Raw genomic sequence first — 17915 nt, 5'->3', positions numbered from 1 at the left:
ATCGGGGACATGGTCGGCGCCGCCATTGGCGATTTCGTTCCAATGGGACATCGCCAAGCGACGTTCGCAAAAGGCTCGTTCTTTCGAGGTAACCATGATGAAGCAGCTCGCGGTTGCTGTGCGTGCCACTGCGGCGGCGGTGCCCGGTCTCCTTCGCGATCTGGCAGGGCTCAGCGGCGTAGGGCTCGTCGCCTATGGGGCGTGGCTGATCTACCCGCCGGCCGGCTTCATCGTCGGTGGCAGCTTGCTCATCCTGGGCGCCCTGCTACTGGCGCTCGGTAGCCGCTCGACCGGCTGATGGCAGGACTGTTCGGGTCGCTGGCCTCGGGCCTGCGGCGCGGGGAGGCGAAGGCCGCGGGCGCCTCGGCATTGACCTGGTCAGGCTTGTTCAGCCAGCCCAACGCGCGCTCCGGCGTGTCGGTGACCATCGACAGCGCCCTCAAGGTGTCGACGGTGTTCGCCTGCCTGAGAGTCTTGGCCGACGGCATCGCCCAGGTGCCGTTGAAGGTCTACCGCGAGAAGGCTGATGGCACGAAGGAGCTGGCGAAGGACCATCCAGCCTACCGGCTGCTGTCGCGACGCCCCAACGAGTGGATGACCTCCTTCGAGTTCCGGCAGGTGATGATGTTCCATGCGGCACTGCTGGGGAACGGCTGCGCCTATATCGGCCGCGTGCGCGGAGTGCCCCGGGAACTGATCCCGCTGGTGCCGGGTAGCTACACAATCGAGCAGGCCAGCGACTACACGCTGAGCTACCGCCTGACCGACCTCGCCGGGCACACGACGATCCTGCCGCGGGAGGATGTCTTTCATCTGCGCGGCCCGAGCTGGACGGGGCAGGCAGGGCTCGATGCCCTGCAGATTGCCCGCGAAGCGGTGGGTCTCGCCATCGCCACTGAGGAGACCCACGCCGCCCTTCACGCCAATGGCACCCAGCCGGGCGGCGTTCTGTCAGTCAAGGGATCGCTCGACGATGCCGCGCGGGCCCGGTTGAAGGAGGCCTGGGCACAATATCAGGGTGGCCTGCACAATCGGTTCAAGACGGCGGTGCTCGACATCGAGAGCAGTTGGACGCCACTCGCCATGAAGGGCGTCGATGCCGAGCACCTGGATACACGCCGGTTCCAGATCGAGGAGATCTGCCGCGACCTGAAGGTGTTCCCCCAGATGGTGGGCTACGCCGACAAGACCGCGACCTTCGCCTCGGCCGAGGCCTTCTTCCTGGCCCACGTCATTCACACCCTGGCGCCGTGGATCGAGAACTGGGAGCAGTCGCTGGCCCGCGACCTGTTCCCGGACGAGGACGACATCGTCGCCAAGTTCTCGCTGCAGGGGCTGCTGCGCGGCGACAACGCCGCTCGGGCGAGCTTCTACGCCAGCGGCATCACCAACGGCTGGCTGACCCGCAACGAGGCCCGCCGCTTCGAGGACCTCAACCCGATCGAGGGGCTCGAGGAGCCGCTGCTGCCGCTCAACATGGCGACGCAGGCCCAGCGCCCTGCAGCGCCTGCCACCGGAGAGACCTGATGCTGCGCACCACCCGGCCGTTCGAGCTGAAATTCGCGAGCGATAGCAAGCCCGGCAGCTTCTCGGGCTACGGGGCCGTGTTCCACAACATCGACGACGGCGGCGACGTGATCGCGAAGGGTGCCTTCCACGACACGCTGGTCGACTGGAAGGCCCGCGGCAAGATGCCGAAGATGCTGTGGCACCACGGGCTCGGCATGTCGTCGGAGGACCTGCTGCCGATCGGCTACTGGACGGCGCTTGAGGAGGACGACCACGGGCTCAAGGTTGAGGGCCAGCTGATCGCTCTCGACACCGACCGGGGCCGCACCCTGCACGAAGGGATGATGGCCGGTGCCATCGACGCCATGTCGATCACCTACTCGGTGATCGAAAGCGCGTTCGGCAAGCGCGACGGGGAGAGCTTCCGCGCCATCACCAAGCTCGACCTGTTCGAGGTCGGCCCCGTGCTATGGGGCATGAACGACCAGGCCGGGATCGAGGACGCCAAGGCGTCGCGGCCGATCCGGACCATTCGCGAGTTCGAAAGCTTCCTGCGGGACGCAGGCGGCTTCTCGATTGCCGCCGCCAAGGCGATTGCCAGCGGCGGCTTCAAGGCCAATCCGACCCCTCGGGACGAGGGCGGCATGGCGAAGGAGCTGGCGGCCCTGCGCGAGCGCGCTGCCGGCGTTTTCACCACCCCCTAATCCTCAGGACAAAGCATGCATATGCCCAATCGGCGCCACATCGAGCGCAAGGGTGGGGCTGGCATCAGTGTTGCCGACGAGATCAGAAAGATCGTCGACCCGCTGATGACCGGCTTCGAGGAGTTCAAGAAGACCAACGACCAGCGGCTGGCGGAAATCGAGAAGAAGGGAACCGCCGATCCGCTGACGCTGGAGAAGCTCGAGAAGATCGAGACCGACCTCGCCCAGGCCGAGGAGGTGAACCAGAAACTGGTCGCGATCGAGCGGGAAGCCAAGGCCGCGATCGAGCGCGAGCAGGAGCTGCGCGAGACCATCGACAAGCTGGAGCTCAAGCTCAAGCGGCCGCGGCTCGGCGGTGACGATGTCAAGGCGCAGCTCAAGGCGGCGCACTCGACCTGGGCGTGGGCTGCGGTGCTGTCCTCGATCGGCGGCATCCAGCTGTCGGACGAGCATCGCAAGGCGCTGGCTGACGTCGAGGCCGAGTGCAAGTCGCTGTCGATCCAGAACGATACGACCGGCGGCTACCTGGCGCCGCCGGAGTACGTGAAGGAGATCATCAAGGGCATCACCGAAATGTCGCCGGTGCGCTCGCTGGTCCGCGTCCGCTCGACCGGCTCGAAGTCGATCATGCTGCCCAAGCGCACCGGCCAGTTCGCCGCCCGTCGCGTCGGCGAGCAGGAGACGCGCACCGAGACCACCGGTCTCACCTGGGGCATGATCGAGATCGTGGCGCCGGAGATGTGCGCCCTGATCGACATCAGCCGGCAGAACCTCGAGGACTCGGCGTTCGACCTGGAGGCCGAGCTGCGCCTGGAGGCCGACGAGCAGTTCGCCGTCAAGGAAGGGGCCGAGGTCGTGTCGGGCACCGGCGTCAACCAGTGCGAGGGCTTCCTGACCAACAACGACGTCGGCACCACGGTATCGGGCTCGGCGGCCAGTGTCGCCGACGCCGACGGCCAGGCCGACGGCATCCTGACCTTGAAGCACTCGATCAAGACGGCCTATACGCGCAACGCCAGCTGGGCGCTCAATCGCACCACGCTGGGTTCGGTCCGCAAGCTCAAGGACGGCAACAAGCAGTACATCTGGATGCCGGGCCTGGCGCTCGGCAAGCCCAACACGATCGACGGCGACCCCTATGTCGAGGTCCCCGACATGCCGAGCGAGGGCGCCAACACCTATCCCATCGCTTACGGCGACTTCGCCCGTGCCTATACGCTGGTCGACCGTCTGGCGATGTCGCTGCAGCGCGACAACCTCACCCAGGCGACCAGCGGCAACGTCCGCTTCCTGTTCTGGAAGCGGGTTGGTGGCGCGGTGACGCTGGCCGAGGCCATCCGCAAGCTCAAGTGCTCGGCCTGACCAGCCGGCACTGATCGCCACTTCGATTGAAGGCGCACTTCCCGGGAGGTGCGCCTTCTTGATTCAGGACCCTCTCTAGAAGGACTGTCGGATGCAGGATCTGCACAACAACATTCATCCCAGGCGAGGGATCAGCCCCGCCGCTGCCGTCGTCGACAACACGCCGTTCGTGTCGCAGATCGTCGACCTTGCCGGCCACGATGCTGCCGAGTTCGTCATCCTAACCGGGTCTCTGGCGGACGCCGATGCGACGTTTGCGACGCTGGTCGAGCACGGCGATGCGGCCAACCTGTCGGACGCGGCCGCCGTGCCGGACGATCAGCTGCTCGGCCTGGAGAACCAGGCGAGCTTCGCGTTCGGCGACGACGACAAGGTGTTCAAGATCGGCCTGCGCACCTCCAAGCGCTACGCCCGCGTGACGATCACCCCGGCGGCCAACAGCGGCAACGCCTTCATCGCCGGAGTCTGGATCCTGGGGCATCCGCGCAACGCACCGACGCCCAACCCGCCGGGCTGATCGGCCGACGTGCCGTGCACGACCCGATCCTTGAGGTGATAGAGCCTGCTCTTACCGTCGAGGCCCGTCGTCTCACTACCGTGGAAGCCGTACGCGCGACGATGTCAGACGATGCGGTGGTCTCGGAAACTGTCCTGGCTGCCATCATCGACCAGGTGACGGCCAGTATGGCGCGCTTCGCCAACCTGGCCGTCGATGTACGCGGCACGCCTCCCACCTTTGCGGCCGAGGGCCTGCGGACGACCTGGCCCACAAGTCGACGTGAACGGCCTCCTCGGCTCCTGCTGCCCTGGCGCGTCCCCATCACCGAGATCGAGTCGGTGGTGGAATCGGGGGTCGCGCTCGACCCCGACGCCGACTTCCGGCTCACAACGGGGAGTATCCTGCTGCGCCTCGTCGCCGATGCGCCGGCGCCCTGGGCGATCGGCAAGATCGTGGTCGAGTACCGGGCGGGCTGGACCTTGCCCGACGAGGCGCCGGCCGACCTGGCGGCCGCCGCCGCTGAGCAGGCCAGGTATGTCGCCCTCGCGGCCGGGCGTGATCCCGGAGTGCGCTCCTACACGACGCCTGATCTCGAGCAGGTGAGCTTCAACGTGCCCGGCGGCAACAGCATCGGCAGCTCGGGGCTCCTGATCCAGGTCGAGACCGCGCTGGCGCCATACCGGCACTTCTCAGTCTAAGCGCTCTTACTCTCTCTATCCGGCCGTCACCGTGCCTGCGCGTTGCGCAGGGACGCGCTCGCGACGGGCCCCCTTCCTCCGAACACGACAGGACACATGCAATGGCGATGAACTTCATCGTCGGGCTGCGCAATGCGATGCTCGACTCCATCGAGGCCTTCATCGGCACCAGTCCGGTGCTGAAGCTGCGAACCGGCGCCAAGCCGACTGCCGCGGCGGACCCTGACTCCGGCACGGTGGTGGCGACGATCAACCTGCCCTCGGACTGGCTGGCCGCTGCCGCGGGCGGCCAGAAGGTGAAGTCCGGGACCTGGCAGGACACCGACGCCGATGCCGACGGCATCATCGGACACTTTCGCCTCTACGACAGTGGCGGCAACTGCATGCTCCAGGGCAGCGTCACCAACACCGGCGGCGGTGGCGAGATGACGGTCGACAACGTCAACGTCAATCAGCACCAGCAGATCACCATCACGGCGTGGACCTTCAACGCCGGCAATCCATAGAGCGGGGCGCCCATGGCACTCACTGTCGAACAAGCCGAGCAGGCCGGCGCGGTCGCGGCTGCGATCCGGAAGGCCAACGAAGCGATCGCCGATCTCGACGCCCGGATCGCCGAGGCGATCCCGCTGGTCCGGCTCTCCGGTGATCGCGCCGACGGCTCTTTTGTCCGGGCCGAGATCACGCTCGACGTCGACGAGACGGCGGGCCTTTACGGCTACCTAAAGACCGTCGTCGAGGCCAAGCGCGATGCGCTCGTCGAGACACTCGCCGGCCTCGGCTGATCTCACGGAGGGCAAACTAGACCATGGCCATCTTCACCGTGCCGATGCACGCCATTGCCGTGTCGCAGGCGCAGGACCTCTGGCACATCAAGGCAGGTGCTGCATACCCCCTGATCCTTCACCACATCGAGCTCGACCAGAAGGGCCTGATCGCGGTCGAGGCGCGCGAGGTCCGCATCAAGCGCCATACCGTGACCGTGACCCAGGGCTCCGGCGGCTCGGTGGCGACTGCCGTCCTGCATTCGCCAGGTGGCGCCAGCTCGGGCGTCACTGCCCGCATGAACGACACGACGCAGGCCTCGGCCGGCACGATCACGACGCTGCTCTCCAAGACTTGGCAGCTGCTGAACGGATGGTTCTACATGCCGGCGCCCGAGGATCGGCTCTACTTTGCGCCCGGCACCGGCATCATCGTCGACCTGCCGAACGCGCCGTCGGGGTCGATGACCGTATCGGGCTTCATCACCTGGGAAGAGATCGGCTTGTAGAGGCGCGCGATGGCCTTTCGCTATTGGGTCGGCGGTGCAGGCGATTGGTCCGACACCGCGCACTGGTCGACCTCGAGTGGAGGGGCGGGTGGCGCCAGCGTGCCGACGGCGTCGGACGACGTCCGTCTCGACAACAACTCCAATCTGATTTCCGACGCGATCCGCCTGACGGCTGATGCCGTATGCGCAAGCTTCGTTGGATCCGGGGGACCGTATTGGCAACTGAACTGCCAGAACACCTATCGGCTGACGATCAACAGCGGCGGCGGCCAGATATTCCGCTGCACCGTCATCAACCCGGCTCCCGACTATGTGTTCATCCTGAAGTCGGGCACTCACAGGATTTACGATAGCGTCCCTGGTGTCCAGATCGAGACGGGGACGGTCACCCTCGACGTAGCGCTCATCTCGACCGCCGTCCTAAATGTCGTATCCGGGACTCTCGATACCGGCGGATACGGTGTCTCGGCAACGCGGGTCAAGGTCGCGTCAGGTGCCAGCCTCACGCTGGGCGCTTCTCTGGTGCAGGTCACTGGTGTGGATGTCGGCGGCGCATCGGCCTGGGACATGCTCGGCGCCCTGTCGGCCGGGACCTCGACGATCAAGTTCACCAACACCTCCGCCGCGGCGCGGACCTTCAACGGGGGTGGCAAGACCTACAACGACGTCTGGTTTGCAGGAGCCTACACCGGCACCCTCTTTGTCAACGGTTCGAACACGTTCAACGACTTAAAGTCGGATGCGGGGCTGCACACGATCCACTTTGCCGGAGGTTCCACCCAGACGGTGTCGACGTTTACGTTGGGTGGCACCGGCGGGTCGGCCAAGACGACGCTCCGGAGCCAGGCGGACGGCGCCTCCTGGAACCTGGTCAAGGCAACCGGCAGCGTGGTCTGTGATTGGGTTGATCTAAGGGACTCGCACGCCTCAGGCGGGGCGTCCTTCACGGCGACGAACTCGATGGACGGCGGCGGCAACAGCGGCTGGACGATCACGGCGCCGCCGGTGTTTCCCTTCGCCGGCGGGCCGGCGCGACGCGCCTACATCAGGCGTTAGCGCATGGCCAAGGGCTACGTCTTCCGCCGGCCCTCGTCCGCGCCGATCGTCAACAGGCTGGCGCGCGAGCGCAGTGAGGCCATTGCTGTCGTCCGTGGACGCCCATCGGAGGCGGCGTCGGTCCGGGCCGAACAGCGCCAGGCCTGGCTGAAGCGGAAGGGACGGCGGGCGTCGGCGCCGGCGATCAAGCACGTCGTTCGCCGGCGCGAAGCGAACGTCGTCGCAGAAACGCTGCGGCGCGCGCGGGCCGCCGAGATCGCGATCGAGAGGCGGACGGCCTGGCGGCATCGGGAGGCGCGCTTGCACCGCGCCTGGGCGGCGACGCGCCGGCACTACCAGCACCTGGCGTTCCATGTCATCGCCAGTACGAACTTCAATGCGGCGCTGACCGTCGCCCTCGACGATGTAGCCCTGCAGGCCACGGCGGCGGCGCTGGTGCGGGGTACCGTCGCCGTCACCGTCGACGACGTCGGCCTTACCGCCGCGGCGACGGCGTCGATTGCTGCTGCGGCGGACCTCGACCTTAACGACGTCGTGCTCCTCCCGGCGACGGCCGCTGTTGCACTGACCGCTGCGGCGAACCTCGACGTGGCCGATGTTGCGGTGGCCGCAACGACTACAGTGGTAATGACTGCGTCGGCCGACTCCGCGCTCGACGACATCACGTTCGCCGCTTCCGCTACCATGGCGATCGCCGCGGCCACTGAACGTGCTATTGACGACTTCACCCTCGAAGCAGCTCTCTGCGTTGGTGCTTCTGCGTTCGCCTCGCTCGACCAGGTCCTTGCTGACGTAGCGCTGGCGGCGACGGCCGCGGTGCCGGTCGTTGGCACGGCGACTGCGTCGGTCGCCGATGTCGCACTAGTCGCGTCGGCGACAGCCAGCGTGGCGGCAGCCGCAAGCCTCGACGTTGCTGACACGACGCTGTCGGCTGTGAGCCAAATCGGCGTTGTGGCGGGCCTCGCCTTGGCGCTCGACGACGTCGTGCTGGCGGCCAACGGCACCAATCTCGATCTGGCCGCAGCCTTGGCGACCGTCGACGATATCACGCTGACGGCTTCTGCGCAGGCTCCCGTCGTCGGCGCACTCGTCGAGCCGCTGGACGACGTGACATTGTCGTCGACCTTCACGGTCGCGACCCCGGCGTCGGCCGACGTGGCGGTCGACGAGACGACGCTGTCGGCTATGGCCAGCGTTCCGGTAGCGGCAGTGGCTGACCTCGGCGTTGCTGATATCGCTTTGCTGGCCGAGGCCGTTACGTCGATCGTCGGCACGGCCGCGTCTCAGGTCGGCGATGTCGTGCTGTCGGCGGCGGGTCTGATTCCCGTGGTGGGCGGGCTCGTCGGAACCCTGGACGACGCGAGCCTGTCGTCGGTCTTCACGGTCACGACGTCGGCATCGGCCAGCGCGTCGGTCGATGCCATCACTTTGCTGGCGACGGCAAGCGCTCCGATCGAGGGGACGGCCGACTTGGCCTTCCTCGACGTGACACTGGCAGCGGCGATGGTAACCGGGATTGCCGGCACTGCCACTCTGCCCTCCGGCGACATCGAGTTGTCGGCTGCAGCGATAGCGCCGGTCGCCGGCCAGGCAGTGTTGGCCCTTGACGACATCACACTGTCGGCATTTGGGCAGCGCGTGGCGCCTGCGGTTGCAAGCTTGGCGATTGACGATGTCGGACTGATGGGAGCTGCTGCCACGATGGTGGCTGGCCAGTCCGATGTCGCAGTGAATGATGTCTTGCTGGCGGCCTCGGCCGCGGCGCTGGTCCAGGCTTCGTCAGCACTAGATGTTGACACCATCACGCTGACGTCGACGCTCCAGCGCTGGGGTTTGGCGTCATTCGTCGGCACGTTCGAGAACGTCACGCTGTCGGCGACGGCCCTGACGCTGATTGCGGCGGACGCGGCGCTCACGATCGCCGACGTCACGTCAGAAGGCTGGGCGACGGTCTACTGGCGGCCGCACCTGACTGTGTATGCGCGCAGCCTTGGGAAGGTAGGGGATCTTGCTGCCTATGCGCGGCCTGGCGAAAGCGAGATCGTCGCGCTCCGGGCCAAGCGAACCCCTGGTAGCACGGAGGCGACCACGAACGCCGGGGAGCACCAGGTGTTCAGGGTGAGGATCCGACCACACGAGTTGATCGCGTCGAGCTGGAAGCTCCGAACGCCGTTCCCTGGCGATCGCATCACGATCAACGGGCGGACCTGCAAGGTCCTCGACGTGAAACCGCTCCTGAAGGGCCGGCGCATCGAGGGCTACATCCTGATGGTCGCGGGGTAATCGATGCCGGTACATGTCGAAGGCCCGTCCCTGCCGCAACTCGATCGGAGCATCGGCGAGTGGGTCCAGGCGAACATGCAGGATCTCTGGCCGCGAGCCCTCACGGCCGAGGTTCGCCGAGGGTTCGACCCGCAACCGGTCGTCATCACCGACGGCGTGGTGGGCCGGGATCCGAAACAGGTGCGGCCCTTCGGCAAGATCGAGTTCGTCGCGCGGGCCGACATCGCCGACCTGGTCATGCTGGCACACGCCGAACTCGTGCGGCGCAGCCCGATCGGGCCGGAGGAGGGCGGCCACTATCGCGACGATCACCGGCTCCTCATCAACGACGTTGAGGTGAAGGGTCCCTGGCGCCCCGCGCTGCAGCGGGTGAGGGGAGGCGATCGCATCCAGCTCGTCAACGTTCGCATCTATGCCCGCAAGCTGGAGAGCGCGACCGCAAACCAGCGCACCGGCCGCCAGCGGCGGCGCGGCTCGAGCCGCCAGGCGCCGGGCGGCATCTATCGGCCGGTGTTGCGCATGATCGTGCAGCGCTACAGCCGGTCGGTCTATGTCGACTACAAGCTGGTGAAGCTCAATCTCGGCGCAAAGGTGCTTGGCCAGGTCGGTGGTCGCCGCAAGATCAAGGGCAGGATCGTCGATGGGCCGAAGCGGCCGAAAGTGCTGCGCGACCAAGTGTACCCGGCGCTTCAACTGTTCGTAAGACCCAGCCAGGTGAGCTGAGGCGGCTATGTCGACAGGCGAGGTGGGCGATCCGCTGCACGATGCCTTCCTGGCGCACCTGGAGAAGGTGGCCGGGATCGTCGGCATCGTCGACCCGTGGCGCGTGGTCGACACGCGCAACACCGGCGTCAGCCCAGATGCCGGCGCGCCTTACATCGACTTCGAGATCATCTCAGGCGGCGAGAAGCAGGCTTCGTGGGGAGCACCGAGGCAGAACCACCAGCTCGAAACCGGCCAGATCACGATCAACTTCAACATGCCGCTGAGCGAGCACCAGAAGGCCGCGGGTCGCTATGCCTGGCTGCTGCTCGAAGCGTTGCGGACGGATCACAGTACCTTCGAAGCGGCAGGTCGCACCGTGACCCTGTTCGAGCCGATCCGCATGGGCGGCGGCGACAAGAAGGGCGGCCTTTGGACCGAGTCCATGGCCATCGACTACGAGCTCTATCACGTCGGCTGAAGCCGACCGTTCGCGACCGCCAGCGCATCCACCAGCCGCCCTCTCGGGCGGCTTTTTTGTGCCCTGAGGAGAGGCAAGCGCCATGGACAATGCCTTGCGGCAGACCGCTGTCGTGAAGGAGACGGTGTGGGGCACGATCCCGCCCACGCCGGCCTGGAAGATCTGCCGCGAGACCCGCGCCGACGGTGTCGGCATCAACGGCCGCAGCCGATCGCCGGAACGCACGCCGCACCGCATGGCTGCCGCGATGGTGCAGGAGAACACGCGGTTCGAGGTCTCCGCCGAGTTCGCCTGGGCCCGCGACTCGGCGCTCGACATCTGGCTCGAAGGCCTCCTGTGCAATGCCTGGGCGACGAACCAGCTCAAGAACGCCTCGACCATCCAGCCCTTCGCGATGGAGATCAAGCACGTCGGCGCTACCAGCGTCTATCGGCGCTTCCCGGGCATCCTGGTAAACACAGCGCAGTTTGCGTGGCGCATCGGTGGTCCTGGCACGGTCTCGTTCACTGGTTACGCCAAGGATCACACGACCGGCACGACGGCAATCGCTTCCTCGACCTATGCCTCGCCGACGCCGGGCCACGATCCGGTGTCGTCGCCGGCCGTCCTCATCAACAACCTCTGCGGCGTCACGGGCCCGATCGCGACCGCCTTCAACATGACGGTCACCAACAGCATCGACCTGGAATACGGCTTCGGCTCCGACAAGCCCCAGCAGATGCCGCTCGGGCAGTTCGATGTCTCGGGCTCGTTCTCGTTCTACCTCAAGGCGCTCGCCGACTACGACGCCTTCAAGACGTTCGCGGGCGGCCAGGTGATCGATTTCACGATCGGCAGCGTCGCCAACAACAAGGACCAGCTGCAGCTGCCGAATCTCGACGTCTGGAACCCCGCGGTGCCGGACAAGGCATCGCGCGGCTCGGACGAGGTCACCGTCAACTTCATGGGCAAGTACTACGCCACGGATGCGAACGCGATGAAGCTGATCCGCAACGTGGCCTGATTTGGGGAAAGCAGATGGCAGCACAGGCGAAGGTCAAGGTCATCGCGAAGTTCCATCGCGAGGTGCCGATCGGGGAGGACAGGGAACGCCAGGAGCGGTTCACCATCGGTCAGACACCGACAGTTCCCCTCGACGTGGCCCAGCAATGGGAGGCCGCCGGCCTCGTCGAGATCATGGAAGCGATCGACGCGGACCCTGAGCCGGAGCCCGAACCCGCTCCGACGCCGTAGTCCTCGTGAATGCCGCCCGTTCGAGAGCGGCAGTCCCACTCCTTCTCACTATCAGAAGAAGAACCGACATGGTCGAAGAGTTCCGCTTCCGAAACATCAAGAAGAGCCAACGCAATCGCGAGATCGAGGGTGTGATCGGCACCGAGCTTGGGCTGCCCGACGGCGTCAAGCTGCAAGTCCTGTGCATGAGCGACGCCAATTCGCGCTGGGTCGAGTTCGGCGACGACTACACCGCAGAGGTCAACCGCCTGACACGCGCCGGCGCCTCGCCGAAGCGCCAGAAGCAGTTATTCGACGAGTGGCTGCCCAGGCTCTTCGTCATCGGCTGGCGGGACATTCCGGGCGAGAACGACGAGGACGTGCCGTTCTCGCTCGACGCCTGCCAGAGCTACTTCCGGCAATCCGACGACGCCTACCTCGCCGTGCTCGAGTTGGTGCGAGACACCAAGAACTTCCGCGGCGCACGCGCCCAGGCCGTGCGTGAATCCGTGGGAAACTGATCCGCTGGGACATCCAGCACGCCGCTGATGTCCCGAAGTGGCACCTGATCGCCCGGCAGGGCGACGACTGGGGCACCGAACAGCTGCTGTCCCGGCCATATCTGTCCCCAGACGAGCAGCTTTACTACGACGCCTGGGCGTACTTGCGACGTGACAGGCCATACCTCTCGCATTCGCTCGGCATGTCGGGTGCGCTGCTCCTGCAGCAGAAGACGCCGCGCCAAAGCATCCGTGCGGAGGGCGAAAGGTTGGGCTTCGAGGGCGATGACCTCGACGAATTCGTCGAGATCGTCGCCGGACTGGAGGACATCGACTGGGAAGAGAGCCGGCGTCAGCAGTCGCAAGACATCGCCGACGCGTTGAGGCGCCTCCGTCAGTGAGCAATCGACAACACGGACTGCCGTATGGCCGATGAAGTCAAGATCATCCGGCTGGTCATCGACAGCTCCAAGGCAGTCGACGGACGGGATGCCGCGCGGCGCGCGATGCAGGACATCGAGCGCAGCGCGGGGTCTCTTTCGTCGGCCGTCAGCGCCCTCGAGTCGACCTTCAAGCGCGCCTTCGCCGCTCTTGCTGCGGCCCTTGCCGTCCGCGAGCTGGTCCAGGCGATCGACACGTTCACGCAGCTGCAGAATGCGATGAAGGTGGCCGGCCTCGAAGGCCAGAACCTGGTCAACGTCCAGGACCGTCTATTCCAGATTGCCAGCAAGAACGGGGTGGAAGTCGGCGCTCTCGGCCAGCTCTACAGCCGTCTGGGCATGGCGAGCCGCGAACTCGGCACCTCCCAGGACCAGATGCTCAAGTTCGTCGAGGGTGTCTCGGCGGCTCTGCGCGTCCAGGGCGGATCAACGGAGCAGGCGTCCGGCGCTCTTCTGCAACTGTCGCAGGCCATGGCAGCCGGCGTCGTCAGGGCAGAGGAGTTCAACTCCATCCTGGAGGGCGCTTTCCCGATCGCCCAGGCCGCGGCCCGCGGCATGGCCGGCATGGAAGGCAGTGTTGGCAAGCTCCGGACCGCGGTCACCGACGGAAAGGTCACATCGCAGGCGTTCTTCGAGGGTCTTCTCAAGGGATTCAAAGAAACCGAGGTCCAAGCGCAGGCTTCTACGCTCACCATCGGCGGCGGTTTCACGGTTCTGAAGAACCAATGGGTTCAGTTCGCCGGTGAGATCGATAAGTCGACCAAAATTGGCGGCGCCATTGGCCTACTTGGCACCGTTCTCGGCGAAGCGCTGGCCAGCCTGACCCGGGCCGCGAAGGACGGCGACTTCGACTTCGTCGGCCGCATGATCGATGGCCTGACGGTGCGTGCTGCGCTCCTGGCGCAGGGCTTCCGGCAGATCGGCCCGGCACTCTCGGCGGCAACGACGACGATCGGCGACTGGACGGCCGTCGCGCAGCAGGCGTTCTACGACCTCAACGTCCATGGCGCCGCCGCACGTGGCCGCCTTATCGACACTTTCACCGGCATCGGCGAAGACCTCCGGCAAATCTTCGTCGATGCGATGAACGCCGTGCTGGAAGCCGTGGAGAAGGGTCTCAACGCCTTGTCCTCGATTCCCAGGCCGTCGTGGTTCGGAGGCGGGACGGTCAACCTCTACGATCCGATCAGGCTGGGACGGGTTGGCGGCGGCCCACCCGGCGGCCTCGCCCTGGAACCATCCGTCGCCATGGCCAACGAGCAGGTCCTTCGCCAAAGCACCCGAGACCTGTTCGGCGGGATCCGCGACTACCGGGCCGAACTCGAGCAGCGTCGCGCGGTCAGGCGCGAAATTGCCACGGCCGGCGACTTCCTCAGCGGCATCGACACGTTGACCGGCGGTGGTATGCCGCCGTCAACGCCGGCGACCTCGCCCGGCGACAAGAAGGGCCAGGGCGCCGCCGACAAGTACAAAGAGCTGACCGAGCAGCTCACGATCAGCCGGGACGCCCAGAACGCCATGACGGCGGCGGCGCGCGCCGGCGACGTCGCGTTCCAGGAGCAGCAGGCGACCCTCGACGCCACCCAGAAGCTTTACGACATCTTCAATGCCCGCTTGAAGGAGAGCGATCCGCGACTCACGACCGTTCGGAACCTCCTGCTCGACATCGCGCAGGGCAAGGCGGCCGAGGCCTTCAACGTCGCAACTACCGAGCTGCAGAAGCAGAACGTCATCCTGCAGGCGCAGATCGACCTCAGGAACGAACTGCCGGAGGTACAGGCGCGCGAGCTGGCCGTCATCAAGGCGCGCCAGGAGGCCGAGAAAGCCGGCACGGCGCTCACGGCCCAGGATGTCGAGAACCGCCGCTCAGCGATCGAGACCAATGAGCGCCTGAAGATCCAGGCCGAGGAGCTGAAGCAGGCAACAGAACTCTGGATGGAGCCTTGGAAGCAGGCCTGGCGTGAGATCCAGTCGACCGCGGCCAGCACCTTCGAGGAGATCCTGCGATCCGGCCAAGTCAACCTTCAAAGCCTCGGCGAGACCCTGAAGGTGACCGTGCGCAAGATGATCGCCGAGCTTTTGGCTTTGGCAACCGTGCGTCCGATCATCTCGATCGGTGTCAATGCGCTCGGCAGCCTCGGCATCCTGTCGCCCTCGACCGTGTCGTCCCTGGGGGTCGGCGGGGGCGGGGGTGGCCTCGGCGGGGTGGGAACCGCGCTCGGCCTCGGCAGCCTGTTCAACGCGTCGGGCGGCAGCAGCTGGCTCGGCAGCGTCGGCAACTGGTTGAATACCCCGATCATCGGGGGATTCTCCGGCGTTGCGCCGGTTGCAGCCGGCATGTACGGGCCGGCACCGAACATCGCGGGCGCGGCCGGCCTGACGCCGCTCGGCCTGATCGGTGGGTTCGGCTCGATCGGTTACGGTGCCTACAACCTCTTCTCCGGCGGCGGCTCGCCGGGCTCCATCGTCTCCGGCGTCGGCGGCATCATCGGCGGTGGCATGTCCCTCGCGGCCGGTGCCGGACTGATCGGCTCCGCCTTCGGCCCGATCGGCACCGCCGTGGGCTTGCTGGCCGGTTTGCTCGGTGGCAGCGGCCTGCTCGATGGCCTGTTCGGTGGCGGCTACAAGATGCCGCCGCTGGTCGGTGCGTCGACGCAGTGGGCATGGAACGGCGCACTGGGGGGCTACACCAACAGCGAGAGCAGCCAGTTTGGCGGTCAGCCGCCCGGCAGCTACGGCGTCCCGGGCAAGCAGGCGGCACTCTACAAGCTCGCCGGCGGCGTCATCGACGATAGCAAGATCTGGGGCAATGCGATCTGGCAGAACTACCGCGAAGGCCAGACGACGGCCTACGTCATCTCGCCCAGCGGCAGCAGCATGCAGTGGTGGCAGGGCAGCGGTAACAGCACGCCCGGGATCGAGCAGGCAGGCGCGCAGTCCGCGCTGGCATCGTTGCTGGGCGGCGGCGTCGCCACCTCGGCCATGCTCGACAAGGTGCTGAAGCGCACGTTCGAGAGCGTGACGCCAAACTCGGTCGATCAGATCGCCGCCGTGGTGCAGGGCGTCATCGACTTCCAGAAGGCGATGGAGGACCTCGGCGAGACGACGATCGGGGCCGAGCAGGCCGTCGCGGGTATCAACAACTCCCTTGGGGCGCTCTGGAGCTTCGCCAAGACCAACGGTCTCGACGCCGACGTGACGAAGATCGAGGCGTTCAAGGAGAAGTCCATCATCGACGCCGCCAAGGCTTTTATGGCGCCGTTCGATAGCCGCGACCCGAAGACGATCGGGCTGGAAACCCTCGACAGGCAGTACGAGCAGATCCGCAAGGAAGCCTCTGCCTGGCAGCGTGCCCTCAACACCCGCCCCGATCTCTACGGCATCGACGGCGTCGAGGCCTTCTTCATCGACATGAACAAAATCGAGGAGAAGTACCTCCAGGATAGAAAAGCGCTCCTCGAGCAGTTCACCAGCCAGTCGCTGGGCTCGCTGCAGGACGTGATCAGGCGCCTCGCCTATGGTGATCTCTCCGGGGCCAATCCCGCCGACGTGCTGAGCGGCACCCGTGGCACCTATTTGGCGACCCTGGCCAAGGCCAATGCCGGCGACAGTGCGGCGATCGCCGCCCTCGGGGGAGCCACCGCCGAGTACGCACAGGCGGCGATGTCCTACTACGGCACGTCGACCATGGCCTACCAGACGCTGCGCCAGGAGCTGATCGGCAACGGCACGGCCGTGTACGCCGCGAACGGCGGCAACATCGCCGACCTGGCGCCGGCGATGGCGGCCAACACGCAAGCCCTGGAGACGGTCAGCCAGCAGTTCGCCGCGCTTGGCGTCAAGATGGAAGGGGTGCTCGACAGCGGTGGCGATCAACAGGCGCAGATCGGCGAGTTGCTCGATCTCATGCGGCGCATCGCGATGAAGATCGCCGCCTGATGCATGTCGGCCTATGAGTATCTGGTCCGGTTCAGTGAGCCGCTGACGCCGACCAGCTGGAATTACATTGCCAGCACGCACGGCCGCTCGACGGCGGGTGGTGATACGCCGGCCAGCCGGCATGTCCCGCCGACCCTGGCGGCGCCGCCGACCTTCCAGCTCTCGATCTTCGACGGCATTGAGCCGGTGCTCAATCCACGCGGCAGCATCGGCGGCGTCGTGCTGCTCGATCCGAAGGGCGTGCTCGACAATCTGCTGTTCGGTGTGCTCGACGGCGGCATCCTGGAGCTGCGTCGCGGTGCCGTCGGGGCGCTCTATTCGACCTTCACGACGGTCGCCACCTTCACCACGGCCGGCATGTTGCCCGCTCACAACGCCAAGGAAATCCGTCTCCACAACCTCGCTCGTCTCCTCGAAACGGCGGCCCTCCACGACAGTAGATACGGTGGCACAGGTGGGGCCGACGGCGATGCCACGCTGGCCGGCATCATCAAGCCCTACGGCATCGGCCGGCTGTTCAACGTCACGCCGGTTCTCGTGGTGGCGACCAAGCGGATTTATCAGCTCTCGGACTCGGCCATCTGGCAAGTCAACGCGGTGAAGGAAGGTGGCTACCCGCTGGCCTTCGGCACCAACCGCGCGACCTTTGCCGATCTCGACGCCAACGCCCCGGCAGCGGGCGCCTTCGATGTCTGCCTCGCCGCGGGCTTCATCCGGCTCGGCAGCTCGCCCAGCCTGCCGATTACCGTCGACTTCATCGGCGACACGCAGCCCGCGGCCCCCTACCTCACGCGCGGCGACATCGCTAGGCGCATCGTCACGCGCGCCGGCACGGCCTTGAGCGTTGGCCAGGTCGACAGCGCGGCTCTGGCGGCGCTCAACGCCGCCAAGTCCGCCGACTGCGGCTTCTACTGGGACAGGGAGACGACCAAGGCGGCAGCGCTTTCCGAGGTGATGGCGGGATGCCTCGGCACCTGGTTCGTCAATCTCAATGGCGCGCTGGTCCTGGGTTACCTGTCGGCGCCCGTGACGTCCCCGGTCAAGACCCACACCTTCGGCACGCAGACCGGCCTGCCGTCAATGGAGATCGTGCAGCCGCCGCGTTGGAAGACATCGGTCTCATACCAACGCAACTACATGGTCCTGGATCGCAGCCGTCTCGCCGGTGCGGTGAGCGATGCCGATGCGCAGCTGCTGGCGCAGGACGCGCAGTGGAAGAGCGAGGAGACGGCGACGACCCGAGTCAAATACCCGACG

Annotated in this window: 19 protein-coding genes; all 19 read left to right on the top strand. The window is 66.4% G+C overall.

Annotation, left to right across the window (positions count from 1 at the left end):
- The first annotated feature begins 94 nt into the window (after positions 1-94).
- Positions 95-298: a hypothetical protein gene (locus tag AB7O82_RS05245; protein WP_428618806.1), complete on the top strand. Its 204-nt coding sequence runs from the start codon at positions 95-97 to the stop codon at positions 296-298.
- Positions 298-1527 (top strand): phage portal protein, encoded by a 1230-nt coding sequence (locus tag AB7O82_RS05240; protein WP_428618803.1) that lies wholly within the window; start codon positions 298-300, stop codon positions 1525-1527. The genes AB7O82_RS05245 and AB7O82_RS05240 overlap by 1 nt, the downstream gene beginning before the upstream one ends.
- Positions 1527-2213, top strand: coding sequence for an HK97 family phage prohead protease (locus AB7O82_RS05235; protein ID WP_428618801.1), 687 nt, complete (start codon positions 1527-1529; stop codon positions 2211-2213). Before AB7O82_RS05240 ends, AB7O82_RS05235 begins: the two co-directional genes overlap by 1 nt.
- Before the next feature lie 15 nt (positions 2214-2228).
- Complete coding sequence (locus AB7O82_RS05230) at positions 2229-3575, top strand: phage major capsid protein (RefSeq protein WP_428618799.1); 1347 nt, start codon at positions 2229-2231, stop codon at positions 3573-3575.
- 91 nt (positions 3576-3666) lie between these two features.
- Positions 3667-4092: a hypothetical protein gene (locus tag AB7O82_RS05225; RefSeq protein ID WP_428618796.1), complete on the top strand. Its 426-nt coding sequence runs from the start codon at positions 3667-3669 to the stop codon at positions 4090-4092.
- 101 nt (positions 4093-4193) lie between these two features.
- Positions 4194-4772 (top strand): hypothetical protein, encoded by a 579-nt coding sequence (locus tag AB7O82_RS05220; RefSeq protein WP_428618794.1) that lies wholly within the window; start codon positions 4194-4196, stop codon positions 4770-4772.
- Positions 4773-4873: 101 nt separating this feature from the next.
- Entirely contained in the window at positions 4874-5278 is a 405-nt protein-coding gene (locus AB7O82_RS05215) for a hypothetical protein (protein WP_428618792.1), read from the top strand.
- 12 nt (positions 5279-5290) lie between these two features.
- Positions 5291-5557 carry a hypothetical protein gene (locus AB7O82_RS05210; RefSeq protein ID WP_428618790.1) on the top strand — a complete coding sequence of 89 codons (267 nt, stop codon included), beginning with the start codon at positions 5291-5293 and terminating at the stop codon, positions 5555-5557.
- A gap of 23 nt (positions 5558-5580) precedes the next feature.
- Positions 5581-6045 (top strand): hypothetical protein, encoded by a 465-nt coding sequence (locus AB7O82_RS05205; RefSeq protein ID WP_428618787.1) that lies wholly within the window; start codon positions 5581-5583, stop codon positions 6043-6045.
- A 9-nt stretch (positions 6046-6054) separates the two neighbouring features.
- Positions 6055-7101 carry a hypothetical protein gene (locus AB7O82_RS05200; protein ID WP_428618785.1) on the top strand — a complete coding sequence of 349 codons (1047 nt, stop codon included), beginning with the start codon at positions 6055-6057 and terminating at the stop codon, positions 7099-7101.
- Between the two features lie 3 nt (positions 7102-7104).
- Positions 7105-9384, top strand: coding sequence for a hypothetical protein (locus AB7O82_RS05195; protein ID WP_428618782.1), 2280 nt, complete (start codon positions 7105-7107; stop codon positions 9382-9384).
- A gap of 3 nt (positions 9385-9387) precedes the next feature.
- Positions 9388-10107: a hypothetical protein gene (locus tag AB7O82_RS05190; RefSeq protein WP_428618780.1), complete on the top strand. Its 720-nt coding sequence runs from the start codon at positions 9388-9390 to the stop codon at positions 10105-10107.
- Between the two features lie 7 nt (positions 10108-10114).
- On the top strand, positions 10115-10567 hold the full coding sequence (locus tag AB7O82_RS05185) for a hypothetical protein (RefSeq protein ID WP_428618777.1): 453 nt from the start codon (positions 10115-10117) through the stop codon (positions 10565-10567).
- An 82-nt stretch (positions 10568-10649) separates the two neighbouring features.
- On the top strand, positions 10650-11570 hold the full coding sequence (locus tag AB7O82_RS05180) for a phage tail tube protein (RefSeq protein ID WP_428618776.1): 921 nt from the start codon (positions 10650-10652) through the stop codon (positions 11568-11570).
- A 14-nt stretch (positions 11571-11584) separates the two neighbouring features.
- A complete protein-coding gene (locus AB7O82_RS05175) occupies positions 11585-11800 on the top strand; it encodes a hypothetical protein (protein ID WP_428618774.1) in 216 nt (71 codons plus the stop codon).
- Between the two features lie 68 nt (positions 11801-11868).
- Positions 11869-12300, top strand: a complete 432-nt coding sequence (locus AB7O82_RS05170) for a hypothetical protein (protein WP_428618771.1) — start codon at positions 11869-11871, stop codon at positions 12298-12300.
- Between the two features lie 248 nt (positions 12301-12548).
- Positions 12549-12680, top strand: coding sequence for a hypothetical protein (locus AB7O82_RS05165; protein ID WP_428618768.1), 132 nt, complete (start codon positions 12549-12551; stop codon positions 12678-12680).
- A gap of 24 nt (positions 12681-12704) precedes the next feature.
- Positions 12705-16658, top strand: coding sequence for a tape measure protein (locus AB7O82_RS05160; protein ID WP_428618765.1), 3954 nt, complete (start codon positions 12705-12707; stop codon positions 16656-16658).
- 3 nt (positions 16659-16661) lie between these two features.
- Positions 16662-17915 (top strand): hypothetical protein (locus tag AB7O82_RS05155; protein ID WP_428618762.1); only part of this gene is annotated, 1254 nt, incomplete at its 3' end.

The organism is Reyranella sp. (assembly GCF_050185545.1).
In the GTDB taxonomy this organism is placed as follows: Bacteria; Pseudomonadota; Alphaproteobacteria; order Reyranellales; family Reyranellaceae; genus Reyranella.
Note: the sequence above shows the minus strand (reverse complement) of the source record. Positions and strands in the feature narration are given on the sequence as shown.

Bases quoted from the DNA above. Each gene is read 5' to 3' on its own strand.
- AB7O82_RS05245 (WP_428618806.1), top strand. From the start codon at position 95: ATGATGAAGCAGCTCGCGGTTGCTGTGCGTGCCACTGCGGCGGCGGTG.
- AB7O82_RS05240 (WP_428618803.1), top strand. From the start codon at position 298: ATGGCAGGACTGTTCGGGTCGCTGGCCTCGGGCCTGCGGCGCGGGGAG.
- AB7O82_RS05235 (WP_428618801.1), top strand. From the start codon at position 1,527: ATGCTGCGCACCACCCGGCCGTTCGAGCTGAAATTCGCGAGCGATAGC.
- AB7O82_RS05230 (WP_428618799.1), top strand. From the start codon at position 2,229: ATGCATATGCCCAATCGGCGCCACATCGAGCGCAAGGGTGGGGCTGGC.
- AB7O82_RS05225 (WP_428618796.1), top strand. From the start codon at position 3,667: ATGCAGGATCTGCACAACAACATTCATCCCAGGCGAGGGATCAGCCCC.
- AB7O82_RS05220 (WP_428618794.1), top strand. From the start codon at position 4,194: ATGTCAGACGATGCGGTGGTCTCGGAAACTGTCCTGGCTGCCATCATC.
- AB7O82_RS05215 (WP_428618792.1), top strand. From the start codon at position 4,874: ATGGCGATGAACTTCATCGTCGGGCTGCGCAATGCGATGCTCGACTCC.
- AB7O82_RS05210 (WP_428618790.1), top strand. From the start codon at position 5,291: ATGGCACTCACTGTCGAACAAGCCGAGCAGGCCGGCGCGGTCGCGGCT.
- AB7O82_RS05205 (WP_428618787.1), top strand. From the start codon at position 5,581: ATGGCCATCTTCACCGTGCCGATGCACGCCATTGCCGTGTCGCAGGCG.
- AB7O82_RS05200 (WP_428618785.1), top strand. From the start codon at position 6,055: ATGGCCTTTCGCTATTGGGTCGGCGGTGCAGGCGATTGGTCCGACACC.
- AB7O82_RS05195 (WP_428618782.1), top strand. From the start codon at position 7,105: ATGGCCAAGGGCTACGTCTTCCGCCGGCCCTCGTCCGCGCCGATCGTC.
- AB7O82_RS05190 (WP_428618780.1), top strand. From the start codon at position 9,388: ATGCCGGTACATGTCGAAGGCCCGTCCCTGCCGCAACTCGATCGGAGC.
- AB7O82_RS05185 (WP_428618777.1), top strand. From the start codon at position 10,115: ATGTCGACAGGCGAGGTGGGCGATCCGCTGCACGATGCCTTCCTGGCG.
- AB7O82_RS05180 (WP_428618776.1), top strand. From the start codon at position 10,650: ATGGACAATGCCTTGCGGCAGACCGCTGTCGTGAAGGAGACGGTGTGG.
- AB7O82_RS05175 (WP_428618774.1), top strand. From the start codon at position 11,585: ATGGCAGCACAGGCGAAGGTCAAGGTCATCGCGAAGTTCCATCGCGAG.
- AB7O82_RS05170 (WP_428618771.1), top strand. From the start codon at position 11,869: ATGGTCGAAGAGTTCCGCTTCCGAAACATCAAGAAGAGCCAACGCAAT.
- AB7O82_RS05160 (WP_428618765.1), top strand. From the start codon at position 12,705: ATGGCCGATGAAGTCAAGATCATCCGGCTGGTCATCGACAGCTCCAAG.